The organism is Rosenbergiella collisarenosi (assembly GCF_018494085.1).
In the GTDB taxonomy this organism is placed as follows: domain Bacteria; phylum Pseudomonadota; class Gammaproteobacteria; order Enterobacterales; family Enterobacteriaceae; genus Rosenbergiella; species Rosenbergiella collisarenosi.
In genome coordinates, this window is sequence record NZ_JABBFP010000012.1 from 48,643 (window position 1) to 67,686 (window position 19,044).

Genomic DNA, 19,044 nt, shown 5'->3' on the forward strand with positions numbered 1-19,044 from the left:
TGATTCGGCGTTGCCTGCTACTATTGGACGATAATTTCATTTAAGCATCTTAAAATCTGAGTTTGGATCTTAATATCGATAGCCGTAAGCCTTATGGGGGAATGAATGAGCAAAGGAAGCAATAGTATTAATTATCGCCAGATGGCGCTAGCCTCATTGATTGCAGCCAGCTTGGCAGGATGCAGCAGTTCAGATAGTGATAATTCGCAAGCTCCAATCACCGCCATCGGCGCGAGCGGCGGCGCTCCAGCGGGATCAGCACAACCTGCAGTTCCAAACTATCCTTCACCGTCATCGGCCGTACCGAATGCTCCACGAGCCATGGCCTCGCAGCCTATCGCACAGCGTGTACCGCGTACTCAGCCAGTGACGAACGTAGTACCCACGGCAAGCTCAACTTCCGGACAAGTCCCTGTAGGCCAACCGGTCAAGTTACAGAATGGAAAAATCGTCTATAACCGTAATTATGGGAATATTCCTAAGGGTAGTTATAGCGGCAGCACCTACACTGTTAAGCGCGGTGATACATTATTCTACATTGCATGGATTACAGGTAACGACTTTCGTGATCTTGCACAAAAAAATAATGTCGCAGCACCTTATGGCTTGAATGCGGGTCAAGTACTGCAAATTGGTAACGGTGCCGGACAACCCATAACGGGGCCTAATGAAATTAGTAAGGCAGACAATGTCTCAACTAATGAAAATAGTGCAAATAATGTTCAGAGAACCGTTCCCAAAGAGGTTGCACAACGACCAATAGTTACGTATTCTGAAGATACTGATGAACAAAGCAGCAATAATTCTGCTCAATCAAGCAGCAAATTATTACCGGGCAAAGCTGCTGTGACAGGAAGTGCTGCAGCGCCAATTGTGGCGCCGGTTACGACTCCAACGGTCAGTAGCACCACCAGTTCAACACCAATTACTACTTGGCGTTGGCCGACAAGCGGAAAGATTATTGATGGTTTTTCTGCGTCGGAAGGGGGGAATAAGGGTATCGATATTGCGGGCTCACGTGGTCAGGCAGTGGTCTCTACAGCAGCGGGTAGAGTTGTTTATGCAGGTAATGCGTTACGCGGTTACGGTAACCTCATTATCATTAAGCATAATGATGATTATCTCAGTGCTTATGCACACAACGACACAATGCTGGTTAGAGAGCAACAGGAAGTCACTGCTGGGCAGAAAATTGCCACCATGGGGAATACAGGGACCAGCTCGGTAAGATTGCACTTTGAGATTCGTTATAAAGGAAAATCCGTCAATCCGTTGCGTTATTTACCGCAACGATAGATGCAGGGCCTTCTGGCTCTGCCCAGGACCAGGAGGCATCACAATGAGTCAAAATACGCTGAAAGTTGAAGAGTTACATGATATCGACCTTGAAGATCATGATAATGTAGCTTTTGAAGAGCAGAACGCGACGAGCGATTCAAAAGATGATTATGGAATTTCGAACGCGGAAGAGGATCTCTTCTCGCCGAATTCATCCCAACGGGTTCTGGACGCTACACAACTTTACTTAGGTGAAATTGGTTTCTCACCACTGCTGACCGCAGAGGAAGAGATCTACTTCGCTCGCCGTGCATTACGCGGTGACGTTTCATCACGCCGTAGAATGATCGAGAGTAACTTACGCCTCGTGGTCAAAATTTCTCGTCGCTATAACAACCGTGGATTACCGCTTCTCGATCTTATCGAAGAAGGTAACTTAGGTTTGATCCGCGCGGTAGAGAAATTCGATCCTGAGAAAGGCTTCCGCTTCTCTACCTACGCCACGTGGTGGATCCGCCAAACTATCGAGCGGGCAATCATGAATCAGACGCGTACCATTCGTCTGCCTATCCATATCGTGAAAGAACTGAATGTGTACTTACGTACCGCTCGTGAATTGACTCAGGTCTTAGACCATGAGCCAACGGCGGAAGATATTGCACATAAATTGGATAAGCCCGTCGAGGATGTCAGTCGAATGCTTCGCCTGAACGAACGTATCGCCTCAGTTGATACGCCTATCGGTGGCGATTCTGATACGTCGCTGCTTGATATGATTTCGGATGATGACGAGAACTCGCCTGAGTATACCAATCAAGATAACGATATGAAGCAAAGCATCGTTAAATGGTTGTACGAGCTGAATGCTAAACAGCGCGAAGTCCTTGCACGTCGTTTCGGTCTGTTAGGTTACGAACCCGCAACGCTTGAAGATGTAGGCCAAGAAATCGGTCTGACTCGCGAACGTGTTCGTCAAATTCAAGTTGAAGGTCTACGTCGCTTACGCGAAATCCTTGAAGGTCAAGGCTTAAGCTTAGATGCACTGTTCCTGTAGTCGTTATTGAATCGAAAAAAAGCCATCGTAAGATGGCTTTTTTTTTGCCTAGGTTTAGAGCAGCGTCTTAAGCCGATAGACCCACTCCAGCGCTTGGCGCGGGCTTAGGCTGTCGGGATCTAGCGCCTCCAACGCATCAAGCGCTGGCGAAGTCTCTTCCACCAGAAGGGGAAGTTGATGAGTATCGTCAGCTTGGCTAGGGCGCTGGCTGGGCTGGGTTTCGAGTTCACGCAACTTCTGCCGCGCACGCTTAATCACCTCTTTAGGTACACCAGCTAAGGCAGCGACCGCCAAGCCATAACTTTTACTCGCTGCACCCTCGCTAACCGTATGCATGAACGCGATGCTATCGCCATGCTCTCGGGCATCGAGGTGCACGTTCTCTACGCCTTGGATCTGGTCGGGCAGGGCAGTCAACTCAAAGTAGTGGGTGGCAAATAACGTGAGCGATTGTAACTGCTTGGCTAGATTTTCTGCACAAGCCCAAGCCAAAGACAGCCCATCGTAGGTCGAGGTCCCCCGGCCAATCTCATCCATCAATACTAAACTGTGTCGAGTGGCGTTGTTTAGAATATTCGCCGTCTCGGTCATCTCCACCATAAAGGTCGACCTTCCCGAGGCTAAGTCATCGGCCGCCCCAACCCGCGTGAAGATGCGATCGATAGGGCCGATGGTGACGGCGTCAGCGGGGACGTAACTCCCCATCCAGCTGAGTAGCGCAATTAGCGCGGTCTGACGCATATAGGTGCTTTTCCCGCCCATATTAGGCCCTGTGATGATCAGCATCCGGCGCTCGGGCTGTAACGACACGGGGTTGGCAATAAACGGTTCTTTTAATACCTGCTCCACGACTGGATGGCGGCCATTGGCGATTGTAATGCCGGGTTGGTCGGATAAGGTCGGGCAGACATAATGTAAGGTCTCAGCACGCTCCGCCAGGTTTGCTAAGACGTCCAGCTCTGCCAGAGCTGTCGCACTGCGTTGTAACTCGGCCAGGTGCGGCAAGAGCTGGTCAAATAACTGCTCGTAGAGCATTTTTTCTAAGGCAAGTGCTTTCCCTTTAGAGGTTAACACTTTGTCTTCGTACTCTTTCAACTCTGGGATGATATAGCGTTCCGCATTTTTCAGCGTTTGGCGGCGCACGTAGTGGATGGGGACTTGATGGCTTTGCCCACGGCTTACCTGAATGAAGTAGCCGTGTATCGCGTTATAGCCGACCTTTAAGGTATCGAGTCCTAAGCGCTCGCGTTCACGGATCTCTAAACGATCCAGATAGTCCGTCGCTCCGGCGGCTAGCGCTCGCCACTCATCCAACTCTGCGTGATAGCCTGCGGCGATCACACCGCCATCACGAACGAGTACGGGAGGGGCTTCGACGACCGCCTGATCGAGGAGTTCGCGTAGTGTACTAAAGTCGCCACAGCCTGCAGCGAGTGCTGCCAGCGATGCGCCACTCGTCTCGGCGAGTAGAGCTTGGATTTCGGGAAGTTGATGGAACGCATGACGCATCCGTGCGAGATCGCGAGGACGCGCGGTACGCAGCGCCAGACGGGCAAGAATACGCTCTAAATCGCCGACCTGATGGAGCAATGGCTGCAGCGAGGAGGCCAGCGGCTGCAATTCAGCGATCGCCTCCTGACGCGCAGCGATAACCTTGGCGTCGCGCAGGGGTGTATGTAACCAACGCTTAAGCATCCGGCTGCCCATCGGGGTAACGGTACGATCCAACACCGAGGCCAGCGTGTTATCCGTTCCCCCGGCGAGATTATAGGTAATCTCTAAATTTCTACGCGTAGCGGCATCCATGATGATGGTATCTTGCTGACGCTCCATCGTGATACTACGCAGATGGGGCAGGGCGGTACGCTGGGTATCTTTCGCATATTGCAGCAGGCATCCGGCGGCTGGCAGCGCGAGTAAGGCCTGTTCGACCCCAAACCCTTGTAGATCACGCGTACCGAACTGTAGCGTCAGTTGCTGGCGAGCCGTCGCCAGATCGAACTCCCACACTGGGCGGCGACGCAACCCACGACGCTGCTCGATCAAATGAAAAGCCGTAAAGCCTTCCGGGTAGAGGAGTTCTGCCGGATTGCTGCGTTGTAGCTCTGCCGCGAGCGTCTCTTCGCTCTGTGCCTCGGTAAGCAGAAAACGACCCGAACCGATATCCAGCGTGGCATAGCCAAAGCCTTGTTTGCTCTCGTAGACGGCGGCCAGCAAGTTATCTTGACGCTCGTTTAACAACGCCTCATCGCTAATCGTCCCCGGCGTGACGATACGCAATACTTTACGTTCGACCGGACCCTTGCTGAGTGCGGGGTCGCCGACCTGTTCGCAGATCGCGACCGATTCGCCCATCTGTACCAGCTTAGCTAAATAGCCCTCTACGGCATGATAGGGCACGCCGGCCATAGGAATCGGTTGTCCGGCGGAGGAGCCGCGCTTGGTTAAGGAGATATCCAGCAGTTGTGACGCCCGGCGAGCATCATCAAAAAATAGCTCATAAAAATCCCCCATACGATAGAACAACAGGATATCCGGATGCTCGGCTTTCAGGCCAAGATACTGCTGCATCATGGGCGTGTGGGTGGGTAAGTTGTCGTGAGTCGTCATTAGCTTGGGTATCCATTTCCGTGGTTTTCGATTGTGTCAGTGAATGTTCTGGTTATCGTTAGGTTTCACGTTGTCGCATCGAAATCATGAAATTATTAATTTGAAGATAAAGTTAAGTGTTACTTGCCGACGTCTCATCGGATGAGAGGCGGATGCATGTTGCGTGACCTACATCGATATTCGTGACTACATGAGGTGCATGATAACCGAGTCTGTTGGGCAGGAAAACACAAGGGGAAACGACTTTACTCTAAAATGAGAGAAATGACGAAGATGTGTGAAAACGATAAGCCCGATATAAGCGAAAACTGGGGGCTGTGTGTGTTGTAGATTGTCACTGGGATTCAAGTTGTTTTCTACTATTACACAAACTCTCGCATAGGAAAGCTTGCCAAATTTATACCGGTAAAAGCTTGTCTGGCCGTGAGTTTTTTGACTGAGCTTAATATGAAATTGCCTAGAAATTTTGGTATACTCTCTGAACGATGTCTTTCAGCCCAGATACTGCTTTCAGGAGTAATTATGAGCAACAACAAAAAAAATCAGGCACGCTACGCTAAGCCATCTCGTGCTGATATCGTTCGCTCAGTAGCAACCTCTACGGCTGTTGAAACAGGGCAGTCTTCCGCAAAGATCGAAGCTTCCCTCGAAGCGACACGCAAAAAATTTGCTCATTTGCGTCTTGCGGTTTAATCCCTTCTTAATGCTTCTCTCACCCAGTATTTCATCGGTTTGTAGTCAATCGACAATCTAGCGGTTTATATCCAACCTGAATGGCCACAACACAGTTAATTATCGCGTAAATTCCCCTTATTTTCTGAAAAGATGGATATATCTCAGTATACTGTGTACTCATTACTTATAATTTTTATTAGTCCTACTCGAATATTAATTAGTACTACATAAGCTTCCATCGAGAAAAATTACTCGTGGAGAAGGTTTACACAAAGACACCTTTACCTAGTTTAAGTAAAAAACTTCAATTACTACTAAGAATTACTGTGCGTTTATTAGTGTTTGTAAAATACAACACTTTCTTAATTTGTTATCTATAGAGATGATTGTTGATTCATGAATAGTAGGTTGGTAAGTAAAAAAGGATGTGTTATGGAAAAGGAAAATTCCCTGCGCCTTTTAACATTGGGTGAAATAAACCTAGGGTAAACAGTTTTCGGTAGTTCAATCGCATGGAGTAAGGTATGGGTTCATTGTGAGAGCTATCTTCCTTTTGGTTTACAAGGAAAATTCTTTGGGATGTCACCGAATGGTGAAATATATTTTAGAAAAGAGATTTATCTCAAGGACTTCTCCTCATCCACAAAATCTAACCAACATTTTTTTATGCATGAAATGACGCATGTTTGGCAACATCAGCATGGGATGTGGGTGAGAACTAGAGGTTTATTTAGCTGGGCATCAACATATCGCTACACTATCAACTCTAATAAGAAATTAAGTCAATATAGTATGGAGCAACAAGCGCAGATTATTGCTGATTACTTTATATTAAAAAATATGGCGTAAATGCTCTTAAAAGAGAAGTTGGCCACCAGGCCGGTTTTCAGGGGGGCTTAGATAGTAATTCCATTTCGCTTTTTAGAAAAATATCACCAGAATTCATTTTATAGGAGAGTGACAGGATGAAAGCTATAAGCCTAATCATCTCTATTTTATTCTTAACCTCTTGTCATATCAATGATCCCCGACCAGAAATCCATCGAGCCAAGGTGAATATAGTCGGCAATACTATCTGCGTCACGCTCCCTGATACTAAAAACGAAAATATATCTCTATTAAGTATAGATGAGATGGGTAAGAGTAATAGTGAAGTAGAAAAACAATTCACTATTGAAAACGCGCCTCAATTATATGCAGACAAATGCCTACCTAATTTTGGATTTTCCTTTGAGCCCGGTAGATTATATGTGTTCTCTATTAATACTATACGCATTAAAGACAATCACACTGCAGTAAATGGCAATAATTATGGTGTGACCTTTTCCGTTTGGGTCGATAAAGGGCAGTTAAACGTTAAAGATATTAATTAACGATATCCCCGCACTGGCATGCAAGACATATCTTGCTGCTAAAAAGTGACTCGCGTCGTTTAGCGAGTCACTCCTCGTCGTCATCGTGTTGGAGGCTATCAATCCTGCGAAGAACGCGTAGACAAGATTAGGTCTCCTCCTTTACCTCAGTAATAATTTTTGGAGCCAATTTAGCCGGCTGCGGCGAGAGTAGATGGCTGTCTTTTTGGAACCAAGGGAGGAAAAACTGAATCATAGGACCGATAGCCAACGCATAGACGATAGTGCCTATACCGAAATTCCCACCGAGAGACCAACCAATTAATAAGACAGTGACTTCAATTGAGGTGCGGATCAATCGTAACGACCAGCCTGTGCGGCGGTGCAGGCCAGTCATCAGGCCGTCTCGTGGGCCGGGACCAAATCCGGCACAAATATACATTACGGTAGCAATCGCATTGAGAATAACGGCGAAAATCAACACTAGCCAACAGGTTATGAGTGACGTGAGTGGCGGCATGAGGGCCAGGGTTGCGTCAGCCGCTAATCCCAGCACCAGCACATTGCTCAGTGTCCCGAGCCCGGGACGCTGGCGCAGCGGGATCCACAGTAGCAATACCAGAGCGCCAGTGATAATGATCACGTGACCCACCGAAAGTGAGAAGGTCTGTGCAATACCCAGATGAAAAACATCCCATGGGTCAGCCCCTAATCCCGTTTGGATGTACAGACCGCAGGAAACACCGTACAGCACTAAACCAACATAAAGTTGCGACAATCTCTTAAGCATCGTAGTTCTCATTATTTTTATATTGACAGTGGACTGATTGTTATTTGAAATGGATTACAAATTAATAGCCAGTTAAGTAAAAGTGGATTGGATATGACCTCAAGACGATTTGGCCAACAGTCACTGATTCAGTTACTCGGCCATTGGCAGCAAACGCCCTCCCGAATCCCTTTATGGCAGCAGCTTGCGGCCGCATTACGTCTGCTGATTCTTGACGGCCGGCTCGTACAGGGAGCTCGGCTACCCGGTGAGCGAGAATTAGCGTCAGGCCTTAACATAAGCCGTACCACTGTCAGCAGTGCGCTGGCGCAACTACGTGAACAGGGCTTTTTACAAAGTCGGCAAGGAAGTGGTAGCCAAGTGGTCATCCCGGCGAGTAGTACGTCTGCTCACCGAGCGATGTCGTCCACGACTCAACTAGATTTATCAACCGCCTCGTTGACGGCAGGGGCTGAAATTCATCAAGCTTACACGCATGCGATGGAATTATTACCTAGCCAACTGCAGACCTCCGGCTATAACCAGAAAGGCGTGTTACCCTTGCGAGAATCCATCGCGCAGCGTTATTGCTTAAGAGGGCTGCCGACCACGCCGGATCAGGTGATGGTGGTTAATGGTGCGGTCAGCGGGCTTGCTCTAATTTTGCGATTACTCGCAGGTCCGGGGGATCGGGTTCTCGTCGATCATCCGACTTATCCTTCGGCGCTGAGTGCTATTCGCGGCGCATCCTGTCAGGCAGTTGGCGTTCCCTTATTGTCAGGACGCTGGGATATTACAGGGCTAAAAGCGACCATTGCCCAAACTTCTCCTCGACTGGCCTACCTTATTGCCGATTACAACAATCCCACCGGTTACTGTATGGATGAAGCCAGTCGGGCTGAAATTGCCGCAATCGCCGCCCAGTCACGCACACCGCTGGTGATCGATGAAACACTGGCAGAACTTTGGTATCACGAGCCTCCGCCCCTGCCTGTTGCCGCTTTTTCCAACAGTGCTCAGGTAATCAGCCTTGGTTCGGCGTCGAAGAGTTTTTGGGGTGGGTTGCGGATCGGTTGGATTCGGGCATCGCCTTCACTGATCACCTCGCTGATACAAATTAGGGACTCGCTAGATTTAGGCTCGCCACTGCTGAGCCAGCTGGCGGTCGGATGGTTATTGGACAATAGCGATAACTTTTTAGCGCAGCGTCGTCACATGTTGAAACAGCAACGTGATGATTGTCAGCGTTTAATGCAGGAGTATTTTCCCGAATGGAAAACCTCTACTCCTGCCGGAGGTCTCTCTTTTTGGGTCGAGTTGCCGGGTATGCAGGCAACCCAGTTTTCGTCCAGGGCGAGTGATAGCGGAATATTATTGGGCACCGGTACACGATTCGGCCTGTCTGGGGCTTTTGACCGTTATCTTCGTATGCCTTTCACTTCAGATGAGCAAACCCTGCGTCGCGCCTTTCAGCAACTACAGCCGTTATGGTCGACCTTGCCGGAAAACACGGCTGCGGCTAATCACCGTAAAATATTTTAAGACAATGAGGGGTGACTCGGTTTCGTAACCGATTAATCTTCTTAGTGTGTATGGCGTACCTCTTAAAAAAAAAACTTATGCTGTGGTTATTGTGGGATGATAACGTAGTTGTAAAATAGACAAAATAGACAAAATAGACAAAATAGACAAAATAGACAAAATAGATCTGAAATAGATAAAATATTTGTAAAATAAAAAAGCTCAGTTTTGCTGCTTGACAGAATACTGGGCTTTTTTATGAGTAGAAATCAGCCGTCAGTCACTTGGGTATATAACGACTCATAGCGTCAGAATTCAACTAAGCGATCCTAGGGGGATGAGGAGATAACACTTAGGATTAAAATCCTTCATTCATGTTGGTAGTAGACATTAAAATGTGGGGCAGAAATTAAACCATCTTTGTAAGAATTTTTTTCCTTTCGTTGTTATTGATATTTCCCTATGACCCACTGTTTTTATTACTAATTTTTGCTCCAAGCAGTAGCTCAGTAGATTAGCGCCAGCTTCACCACCCAAGTGAAAATGTCTTTCACTCCAATCCAAACATGGACAGGCTCTCTTACGCTTAGAATTAGAATTGATTTTTATACCCAATTTTTCAAACTGTTTTAAACCATGCTCGCTTAAAGATGTTTGATCATCAGACAGCCATTGTTGTTCAAACATCGATTGATAAATTTTAACTGCAACTTCTCCTGCTAGATGATCATAGCAGGTTCTTGCATGCCTCAAATGAGATGGAGTTTTCGTCTTGAGAATAGGTACTGGAGTAATAGATATTGTCATCATTTTCTCCAATAGTTCAGCAATTTCGCATCGAGTAATACTGTAGTATCTATGACGGCCTTGTTGAAGACAGCTTATCAACCCTGATTTAACCAGTTTATCTAGGTGTGAACTTGTTGTGGACGGAGATACTCCAGATATTGTACCCAGCTCTGTTGCTGTCCATGCTTGTCCATTCATTAGCGAGCATAGAATTTTCACTCTTGCAGGCTCAGCTATTGCTCCAGCAATAGCTGATATCTGATTTTCAATGTGAATTACCGAATCTTCTTCTATCACGTGTGGACTTTCCTCAGTCAAACTGCCCAATCGGTAGTTACTTCGCTGGCAAGTTTATCATTGTCCGTTACTAGAATGAGTCTATTATTATGGTCACTGTATTGAACTAATATATTTATGCCTACTAAGGCAATGGCATTTGTTATGCTCCCTAGTTCACCTGGCTTTTCTTGCTTCAGCTTTCTAATTACTGGCTGAGATATACTTAAGACTTTGAAGCCTTTCTTTATGAGTATTTCTTGTGCAGCCTTTCCATTTTCGACAAGAAAATTAGCATGACTTGATATGCTATCGGTAGAAAACACACCTCCACCTTCCAACCCAATCCCATTTTCACCTAAAATTTTCCCGAATTCTGCGAGAGAGCCCGGCCGATTTTTCAAAATAACATGGATGTTGTACATATCATTCATTCTCCTTTTTCGATGAATAATCGCGTACAACTTTTGCAACTCTAATACGGTAGTAAGAAAAAATATCCTCTTTACCTTCTTTTTGAGCCGAGGCATGGGCCATATTTTGCTTCCATACGGCGATAGATTTTTCGTCTTCCCACCATGATAGGGAGAGTATTTTCCCTTGCGTACGAAGACTTTGGAATCGTTCTATATCAATGAACCCGGGTATTGTATTAAGCAGAGGTTTAAGTTCTGAAGCTAACTCAAAGTATCGAGTCTCAGCCTCTGGTTGCGTATCTGCTTCGAAAAGTACAGCGATCATGTTTAGCTCCTTAACGTTTTTTATATAGTAGAGGGAGCATTATTGTGATGTTTCGTTATCCATCGAACTATGGATTACTATTGATATCATAATTAATTGAAACGGCCTCAATTTAACATGATAGTGTTTTTACGTACCGCCGCCATACTGCTTAGCGCCAAAATCCCCTCAACTGCCCAAAATTTTCCCTTTACACATCTTAAATGAGGGATCATACGTAAATTATTCGTTCTATTTTAATAGAATATTATTTGAATCATAGATAGAAAATATATTTTTTAACTTTTTTCTATCTTGGAAAAAAACAATCCTCAAGCTTGGTATATTAATTTTATATCTATTTTGTCATCCCTCAGTTATCAAAGATAAAGAGGGGGAGTTAAATCAGGCTGTTGGCGAATATTCTCCCTTTATCTACCCGCCTTGTCTCCTCTCATGGCACTGTAAACAAACTGAAACTCACTGCCTTTACCTAGGATTCGGTGGCCATATCAAACTGTTAACGGCGCTAATTTTAGCAGTAAGAGTAATCAACAAGCTAAGCCAGTCTATAGCCTGTCCTCTGCGCATCAATGCTGAGGATTAGAGAAAAATATCACCAAACCTTAGAAAAGGATGGCTACGCTTAGCTAAGTTTTTTTTTGATAAAGCTAAGCGAGTTTTGTTATTTAAACTCTGAAAATCGTCCCCTTATGATGGCCTTATTAGAAAGTAATAATCATTAAGAGGCTGTGCATGAAAGGGGTGGGAATAAATCGTTTTACACATTATCTATGGCTGGCAGGCGTGTTGGCCTCTTCGTCGGCGTGGTCTGCGCAGCCGGTTCAAGGTGGCACGCTGATCTATCTCGAACAGCAGGCCCATACCACCCTCTACCCCCCAGCGGGGGGCTTCTATCCCAATGGCGGGATACTCAACCAGATCACCGATAAGCTCACCTGGCAAAACCCGAAAACGCTCGCGATAGAGCCGTGGATAGCCCAAAGTTGGCATAGTAATCCGCAGAAAACGGAGTGGACATTCACGCTACGCCCAGGGGTGACTTTCTCGGATGGAACGCCGTTGGATGCTGCAGCGGTGGCCAAAAACTTCGATACCTACGGCTTAGGGAATAAAGCCAAACACCTACCCGTTTCCGAGGTGATTAATAACTACGACCATAGTGAGGTCATCGATCCCCTTACCGTTAAGTTCTATTTTAAACAGCCCTCACCGGGTTTCTTACAGGGTACCTCCACCATTGGATCTGGCCTCGTTGCCTTGTCGACGCTAAATAAAGATTTCGAACAGCTCGGTGATGCGCGCAATATTATTGGTTCAGGACCTTTTGTGGTGTCGGCAGAAACCCTCGGCCACGAAGTCGATCTCACGGCACGCAAAGCCTATAACTGGGCGCCAGCAGGCGCGCAACACCAGGGCCCCGCCTACTTACAGGGAATTAAGGTCATCGTTACGCCGGAAGACGGTGTGCGTATCGGCGCATTACTCGCCGGGCAAGCAGACTTTGTTCGTCAAATTCAGGCCTACGATGAGAAGCGAGTCGAAGCGCAACATTTTGCTATCTATGCAGAGGCGACCCGTGGCGTAAACGATAGCTTGAGTTTCCGTCCAGATAATCCACTGGTCAGTGATATTCGGGTACGTAAGGCTCTCTCATTAGCCACTAATCGCCAGCAGATTGTCGATACCTTATTTTCACCGCGCTATCCAGTCGCTACCTCCGTCTTGGCGGCCACCGCTGCGGGCTACGTACCGCTGCAAGATCTTTTGCACTACGATCCTCAACAGGCCGCAAAATTACTGGATGAGGCGGGTTGGCGACTAAACAGTCAGGGGATACGTGAAAAACAAGGTGTTCCCTTATCGCTGAGCGTCTATATCTCGCCGCCACAGCCTCAAAACAAAGAAGTCCTGCAATTAATCGTTCGTCAGTGGAAGGCGATTGGTGTCACCTTGAATGTCCGCCCGGCTGATTCCGGCACCGCAGCCCTCAATAAACTCGACCCGATTAAAGCCCCATTGATGGTTTCAGAGGTAGGCAGAGCCGATCCGGATGTGGTGAAGAGCATGTTCTCGCCAGACAATCGCGATGCGTTGCTACAAAAAGGCGGCCTGAGCGATAAGGTGAAAACTTTCCGCGACGACAAACTCAATGCGTTATTAGCACAAATTTCGTCAGAAACAGACCCCGCGACGCGGCTGAAGCTTACCGGTGAGGCTCAACGTTACCTACTTCAGCAGGCCTATGTGATCCCAATTTTTGAAGAGCCACAGGTCTATGCCGGAGCGCCATGGCTGAAAGGCGCGAGTTTCGAAGCGGTGGGGCGGCCATCTTTCTACGATACTTGGCTTGCTAAGCACTAAGAGGGTAAAGGAATGGCGATCTATAGTCTAAAACGTCTGGGGCAAGGTTTGATTGTACTGTGGGCAGCGTGGACACTGTCCTTCGTCCTTTTGCAGCTCCTGCCGGGTGATGCAGTACTGATTAAATTTCTTGATCCCTCGCTAGGGTTGAGCGCTGATCAAGTGGCACAGATGCGCAAGGTCTATGGGGAGGGCACCCCCCTCTGGCAGCAATATTTTTCTGCGCTTAATACATTACTCCATGGAAATCTCGGCTACTCCGTACAACTCGGGGTGCCGGTGACCGACGTCTTGGCAGCAAACTTTCCTCAAACGCTTAAGCTTATTATCCCCGGCTTTTTCCTCGCCCTGATCGTAGGACCAGGGCTAGCCATTTTGGCTTGGCTCCCTGGGTTAAAAGTATTACGCAATCTATTACTGGCCCTTCCTTCGTTACTCGTCTCGCTACCGGTGTTTTGGTTAGGGATAGTCTTAATCCAAGTTTTCTCGTTCCACTTACACTGGGTATCGATCATCAATCCCTCGCCAATAGGCGGCATGGTCCTGCCGGTCATTACCCTAGCGCTCCCTATTGCGGCTCCCCTTGCCCAGATATTTATGCGAAGTATCGATCAGGTGCGTACGCAGCCCTTTGTCGCCGCTGCGCGCGCGCGTGGGCTGAGTCAGCAGCGCGTGTTATTCAAGCATGTGTTACGCAACGCTAGCCTGCCGCTACTCACGGTGGCGGGCTTGTTACTCGGTGAGTTGATTGCAGGAGCACTGGTGACTGAAACGGTATTTGGCCTCAACGGGTTGGGGCAGGTGACCCAGCAAGCCGTGGATTCACAAGATGTGAACGTACTGCAAGCGGTCGTCATGATTTCAGCCCTCGCGTACGTAGTGATTAATTTATTCGCCGATCTGGTTACTCCCTTACTCGATCCACGCCTTAATCTGGTTGCTGGAGGTTCTCAATGAGCTTAGCGAGCACGTTGCGGCTAGCCCCTCGACAGCGCACCCTAGCAAGGCGCAGGATCCCGTTCCGTCCTGGGCTGTGGGTCGCGTGGGCGATTATCGTTATCGTCATCGCCGCCGCATGTTTTCCACAACTCTTCACGCATTTCGACCCTTATAACAGCGTAGACGGTGCACAGCTTGTCGCGCCGGGGCATCTCTACTGGCTAGGGACCGATCAACTAGGTCGCGATCTCTATACGCGCATAGTCTACGGATCGCGCTGGTCGCTAGCGTCTGCGAGCGCGGCGGTCGCGGTTGGGCTGGTCTTCGGCTCTCTGCTCGGCATGCTTGCGGCGTTTGCCGGGGGGAAAACAGAAAACGTATCGATGAGAGTGGTGGATGTTCTGCTCTCTATCCCCGCATTATTGCTGTCGTTGAGCATTATTATCTTACTCGGGGTAGGGAGTGCCCATGCCGCCTTAGCGGTCGGCTGTGCATCCATCGCCCATTTTGCGCGGCTCGCCCGGGCCGAGGTATTGCGTATCCGCCAGCAGGATTATATCGAAGCGGCCTTCGGCAGCGGTGGCCGCTTCTTTTCCGTCTTCGTGAGACACGTCCTGCCTAATGCCTTACCGACATTGCTGGCCTTCGCCGCGTTACAGTTTGGGCAGGCGATCCTAGCGCTCTCTACGCTCAGTTTCCTCGGCTTTGGCAGCCCTCCACCGATCCCAGAGTGGGGGCTATTAATTGCCGAGGGTCGTAACTATTTAGCAACGTCTTGGTGGTTAACGGTATTCCCAGGGCTACTCGTCATTACCGTCGTCATCGCCACACACCGTATCAGCAGTGCCTTTGCAGGAGAAAACCGATGAGTACGAGCGACCTACCGGTCTTACAAGTAGAAGATCTCAGCCTAAGTTACCATACCGACGAAGGCTGGCGAGAGACGGTACATCGGGTAAGCTTCACGCTGGCCGCGGGAGAGATGTTAGCGGTGGTGGGAGAGTCCGGTTCGGGAAAGACGACAACCGCGCAATCTGTACTCGGGCTATTGCCGGAAAATGGCCGTCGTACCGGGGGCAAAATAATATTCCAAGGTGAGGAGATCAGCCAGTGGTCCTCTCGGCGGCTAGATAGTCTGCGCGGCTCCCACATTAGTCTGATCCCACAGGACCCGGGAAACTCGCTAAACCCATTGAAAACGATTGGCGATCAGGTAGGCGAAGTGCTGAAAATTAAGCATCGGCGTCTGTCTCGTGCCGACCGCCAACAACGGGGAATTGCGCTGTTACAGCGAGTGGGGCTAAGCCATCCAGAACAACGATTTTTTCAGTATCCGCATCAGCTATCCGGTGGAATGAAGCAGCGAGTACTGATTGCTATCGCTATCGCGCTACAGCCAGCGCTGATCATTGCCGATGAGCCAACCAGCGCACTCGATGTCACCGTCCAACAGCACATCATGGCGCTAATCGACGAGTTACGGCATGAGTATGGGACGGCAGTGCTGTTCGTCACCCACTCCCTCGCGCTAGCCGCTGAACACGCTGATCGACTCGCCGTATTCCAATATGGCAAGCTGCTTGAACAGGGAAAAACGGCAGCGATGATTCGCCAACCCCAGCACCCCTACACGGCGGCTCTATTGAACGATGTCGCGAGTCATTATCAAGCCGCGGATACGGCACCGATAACCCACACTGATCAGCCGCCTGCTATTCGTCTGCAGGGAGTGAGTAAGCAGTTTTCCCTGACTCGGCACCAGAAGCTGTTGGCCTTAGATAATATCTCTTTGACGATACAACGGGGGACCACTCATGCCTTAGTGGGCGAGTCTGGGTCGGGAAAAACGACCTTGGCCCGGATCTTATTAGGGTTTGAGCGCGCCGATAGCGGCACGATAGAGATCAGCGGACAACCGGTAATTGGATATCCTCGAGAACAGTGGCGGCGCTTAAGACAGACGATCCAATTCGTTTATCAGAATCCCTTTTCTTCACTCGATCCGCGACAGACGCTGTTTGCCGTCATTGAGGAGCCACTGCTCAATTTTGGATCGTTAACCCGCGAACAGCGACGAGAAAAAGTCCTAGAAGTGGTACGACAAGTCGCCCTCGATCCGGCGCTATTATCGCGACGCGCGCAGCAGCTCTCGGGTGGGCAACGTCAGCGTGTTGCGATTGCACGGGCCTTAATTGTACAGCCAGAAATTCTGGTCCTTGATGAGGCCACCTCGGCGTTAGATGTGACCGTACAGTCCCAAATACTCAACCTATTAGCATCGTTGCAACAGCGGTTATCGTTAACCTATCTGTTTATCACCCATGATTTACAAGTGGTTCGCCGCATCGCCCATCAGGCGACAGTGTTAAGGGGAGGACAGTTAATCGAAACCGGGAATACCTCACAACTCTTTGCACGCCCACAGCATGCTTATACCCAGCAATTGATCGCGGCCATTCCGCCCTTTCATACCCAGCAGGAGGCCCAATTATAATGGCAACACGTATTGGTTTTTTTACTCGATTATTAGACAAGGTTCCTGCCAGCGAGCGTTACCGCTTAGCCACCGAGCAGATCCAGTATGCAGAACAGCTGGGTTTCGACAGTGCTTGGGTCGCTCAGCATCACTTTCACGAAAACGAAGGGGGCCTACCTTCGCCGCTGGTATTTTTAGCCCACGTCGGGGCGCAGACTCAGCGTATTCGTCTGGGAACGGGGATCATTACGTTACCGATGGAGAATGCGGTTAGGGTAGCGGAAGATGCGGCAGTGGCTGACCTATTAATCGGCGGTCGGCTTGAATTAGGATTAGGTTCTGGCGGGACGCCGAGCGCCTTCGACACGTTCGGGCTAACCTTCGATCAGCGCGGTGACGTCTTTGCCCAGCATCTGGCGACGCTGCAAGACGCATGGCAGGGAAAGACGCTCACGGAAACCGACAATCGCTTATATCCACCAGCCCTTGGTTTAGATAAGAAAATATGGATCGCGACGTTTTCTGCACGAGGCGCGCAGCTCGCGGGAAAAGCGGGACATGGTTTAATGCTTTCTCGTACTCAGCCGCGACCGGAGGGGCAACCGCATCTGCCGTTAGACGCGCTACAAAATCCAATCATCGATGCTTACCTCGAAGCATTACCCGCAGGCGTCACCCCACGTATCCTCGCCTCACGCACGGCTTTTGTCGCCGATGATCACCACTATGCGCGTAAGGTGGCGTTGCCGGGGTTGACCGAGCAGGCTGCAGGTTATCGGCGGGCGGGCCATCATTTACGGGGGGAGACGCTCGACGACCTGATCGGCCAGTTCGATGCGCATATCGGCGATCCGCAACAGGTATTAACGTCGTTGCGCCAAGATAGCGTACTCCCTCGCGTTACCGATATCTCTTTTCAGGTCCATTCGGTTGAACCTTCTCATCGCGATCTCCTTCATTCTTTGGATCTTCTATCCCGTTATATCGTCCCAGTATTACGCAGCCATACCGCTACCCGAGAACTCGAGAGGTCCCTATGAGTAATGATGATCTGATCCAAACCCTAGCGGGTATTCCATCTGGTTCTGAGCTAGCAGAGAGTCGACAGTTTCGTCGCGCGGCGACCGAACATACCCAAGGTAGCTACCAAGCATTATTTCGCTCCGGGACTGACGCATTCCCCTTGGCCGCCCGAGCGGCGATTGCGGCACAGGTCGCCGACTGGCATCGGGCCGAAACGTTGTCTCGACATTACCAGACGCTCGCGGTTGGAGTAGAACAAACGCCACTATTGGCCGCGGCGGTGGAATTTGCCCATCGTCTTACCTTCGAGCCTGTATCGGCGAGCGCACAGCATGTGCATCAACTGCAGCAGTCTGGCTGGCAGACTGAGGCCCTGATCACGCTGGCGCAATTAATTGGTTTTGTGAGTTTCCAAAGTCGCCTCATTTATGGCTTTTCACTGCTGGCTCGATTGCCGCAGACAGCTCGGGAAGAGGGGGAAAAAGTCCCAGAAGTGAAGGCGGGACGTTGGCATACGCAGCCGCGTACTAGCACGTATCGTCGTGCTCCTCAGGCCTTTACGCGTAAAGAACTGGGGTGGGAGCCATGGTTAACGCCTAAGCCCTACGACGCCTTTACGCAACAACAGCAGGAAGTATTAGTCCGTTTTGGCCATCAACACTCGGATTATTTTCTTTTATTAGGGCACGACCAGCCGGTGCTCGAGCAACGAACCCTCACCGACAAAGGGATCTTTTATACACCCGGTGGATTGACGCGTGCCGAGCGTGAACTCGCGGCGACGGTAGTCAGTAAGGTTAACGGCTGTATCTATTGCGCATCAGTACATGCCAGAAAAGCGAGCCAGCTTGCCAAAAAGCCAGAAGAGGTGGCCTTACTCTTACAAGTTCAACCGGGCGATGCACTATCGGTAGGTCAGTCTGAGCGTTGGCAGATAGAGATCGAAGCAGTAGCCGCGTTATCGCTAACACCGCCGCGTCTCACCGAACAACACCTCTACGCCTTACAGCAGCTCCCTTTAACCACGTTGGAAATCACAGATCTTATCCAATCCGCGGCCTTCTTTGCATGGGCAAATCGGCTGATGTTGACGCTTGGTGAACCCTTCATCCCCGAGCCATCACCCCAAGAAAGTGAAGAGAAAACGACGAGTGCCTAAAGCTCGCCCCGTAAGCGG

17 protein-coding genes are annotated in these 19,044 nt (G+C 49.4%); 12 read left to right on the plus strand and 5 right to left on the minus strand.

Features of this window, described 5'->3' with window-relative positions:
• The first annotated feature begins 105 nt into the window (after window positions 1-105).
• Together nlpD and rpoS are read left to right on the plus strand one after the other, a co-directional pair.
• Complete coding sequence (nlpD, locus tag HGT70_RS15105) at window positions 106-1,296, plus strand: murein hydrolase activator NlpD (RefSeq protein WP_214196423.1); 1,191 nt, start codon at window positions 106-108, stop codon at window positions 1,294-1,296.
• A gap of 43 nt (window positions 1,297-1,339) precedes the next feature.
• A complete protein-coding gene (rpoS, locus tag HGT70_RS15110; RefSeq protein ID WP_071434256.1) occupies window positions 1,340-2,332 on the plus strand; it encodes an RNA polymerase sigma factor RpoS in 993 nt (330 codons plus the stop codon).
• Between the two features lie 54 nt (window positions 2,333-2,386).
• On the opposite strand, the gene mutS is transcribed toward rpoS, so the two are convergent.
• Complete coding sequence (gene mutS / locus HGT70_RS15115; protein WP_214196424.1) at window positions 2,387-4,942, minus strand: DNA mismatch repair protein MutS; 2,556 nt, start codon at window positions 4,940-4,942, stop codon at window positions 2,387-2,389.
• Between the two features lie 522 nt (window positions 4,943-5,464).
• Between mutS and HGT70_RS15120 the strand changes: the two genes are divergently transcribed.
• The 3 genes from HGT70_RS15120 (at window position 5,465) to HGT70_RS15130 (ending at window position 6,990) form a co-directional block, all read left to right on the plus strand.
• Window positions 5,465-5,635: a hypothetical protein gene (locus tag HGT70_RS15120; RefSeq protein ID WP_214196425.1), complete on the plus strand. Its 171-nt coding sequence runs from the start codon at window positions 5,465-5,467 to the stop codon at window positions 5,633-5,635.
• A gap of 561 nt (window positions 5,636-6,196) precedes the next feature.
• Window positions 6,197-6,466 (plus strand): hypothetical protein, encoded by a 270-nt coding sequence (locus HGT70_RS16680; RefSeq protein WP_241576479.1) that lies wholly within the window; start codon window positions 6,197-6,199, stop codon window positions 6,464-6,466.
• A 116-nt stretch (window positions 6,467-6,582) separates the two neighbouring features.
• A complete protein-coding gene (locus HGT70_RS15130; RefSeq protein ID WP_214196426.1) occupies window positions 6,583-6,990 on the plus strand; it encodes a putative T6SS immunity periplasmic lipoprotein in 408 nt (135 codons plus the stop codon).
• Window positions 6,991-7,117: 127 nt separating this feature from the next.
• Here HGT70_RS15130 and yczE read toward each other — a convergent pair whose 3' ends face one another.
• Window positions 7,118-7,759: a membrane protein YczE gene (gene yczE / locus HGT70_RS15135; RefSeq protein ID WP_214196427.1), complete on the minus strand. Its 642-nt coding sequence runs from the start codon at window positions 7,757-7,759 to the stop codon at window positions 7,118-7,120.
• A 93-nt stretch (window positions 7,760-7,852) separates the two neighbouring features.
• Here yczE and yczR point away from each other — a divergent pair, with 93 nt between their 5' ends.
• On the plus strand, window positions 7,853-9,280 hold the full coding sequence (yczR, locus tag HGT70_RS15140) for a MocR-like transcription factor YczR (protein WP_214196428.1): 1,428 nt from the start codon (window positions 7,853-7,855) through the stop codon (window positions 9,278-9,280).
• Between the two features lie 369 nt (window positions 9,281-9,649).
• Here yczR and HGT70_RS15145 read toward each other — a convergent pair whose 3' ends face one another.
• The 3 genes from HGT70_RS15145 to HGT70_RS15155 are packed head-to-tail and all read right to left on the minus strand — an operon-like array spanning window position 9,650 to window position 11,065.
• On the minus strand, window positions 9,650-10,345 hold the full coding sequence (locus HGT70_RS15145) for an ArsR/SmtB family transcription factor (RefSeq protein ID WP_241576481.1): 696 nt from the start codon (window positions 10,343-10,345) through the stop codon (window positions 9,650-9,652).
• Between the two features lie 17 nt (window positions 10,346-10,362).
• Window positions 10,363-10,749, minus strand: coding sequence for an amino acid-binding protein (locus tag HGT70_RS15150; RefSeq protein ID WP_214196429.1), 387 nt, complete (start codon window positions 10,747-10,749; stop codon window positions 10,363-10,365).
• Between the two features lies 1 nt (window position 10,750).
• Entirely contained in the window at window positions 10,751-11,065 is a 315-nt protein-coding gene (locus tag HGT70_RS15155) for an antibiotic biosynthesis monooxygenase family protein (protein ID WP_214196430.1), read from the minus strand.
• A 735-nt stretch (window positions 11,066-11,800) separates the two neighbouring features.
• Here HGT70_RS15155 and HGT70_RS15160 point away from each other — a divergent pair.
• From HGT70_RS15160 to HGT70_RS15185, 6 genes are read left to right on the plus strand one after another with little or no spacing between them, the layout of a single operon-like run.
• Complete coding sequence (locus HGT70_RS15160; protein ID WP_214196431.1) at window positions 11,801-13,429, plus strand: TIGR04028 family ABC transporter substrate-binding protein; 1,629 nt, start codon at window positions 11,801-11,803, stop codon at window positions 13,427-13,429.
• Window positions 13,430-13,441: 12 nt separating this feature from the next.
• Window positions 13,442-14,386 (plus strand): ABC transporter permease, encoded by a 945-nt coding sequence (locus HGT70_RS15165; RefSeq protein WP_214196432.1) that lies wholly within the window; start codon window positions 13,442-13,444, stop codon window positions 14,384-14,386.
• Window positions 14,383-15,237: an ABC transporter permease gene (locus tag HGT70_RS15170; protein ID WP_214196433.1), complete on the plus strand. Its 855-nt coding sequence runs from the start codon at window positions 14,383-14,385 to the stop codon at window positions 15,235-15,237. The genes HGT70_RS15165 and HGT70_RS15170 overlap by 4 nt, the downstream gene beginning before the upstream one ends.
• A complete protein-coding gene (locus HGT70_RS15175; RefSeq protein ID WP_214196434.1) occupies window positions 15,234-16,862 on the plus strand; it encodes a dipeptide ABC transporter ATP-binding protein in 1,629 nt (542 codons plus the stop codon). Before HGT70_RS15170 ends, HGT70_RS15175 begins: the two co-directional genes overlap by 4 nt.
• Window positions 16,862-17,884 carry a putative FMN-dependent luciferase-like monooxygenase gene (locus HGT70_RS15180; protein ID WP_214196435.1) on the plus strand — a complete coding sequence of 341 codons (1,023 nt, stop codon included), beginning with the start codon at window positions 16,862-16,864 and terminating at the stop codon, window positions 17,882-17,884. Before HGT70_RS15175 ends, HGT70_RS15180 begins: the two co-directional genes overlap by 1 nt.
• The gene (locus tag HGT70_RS15185) at window positions 17,881-19,026 is read left to right on the plus strand and encodes an alkylhydroperoxidase domain protein (protein WP_214196436.1); all 1,146 of its coding nucleotides are present in this window, start codon (window positions 17,881-17,883) and stop codon (window positions 19,024-19,026) included. The genes HGT70_RS15180 and HGT70_RS15185 overlap by 4 nt, the downstream gene beginning before the upstream one ends.
• The last annotated feature ends 18 nt before the right edge of the window (window positions 19,027-19,044 follow it).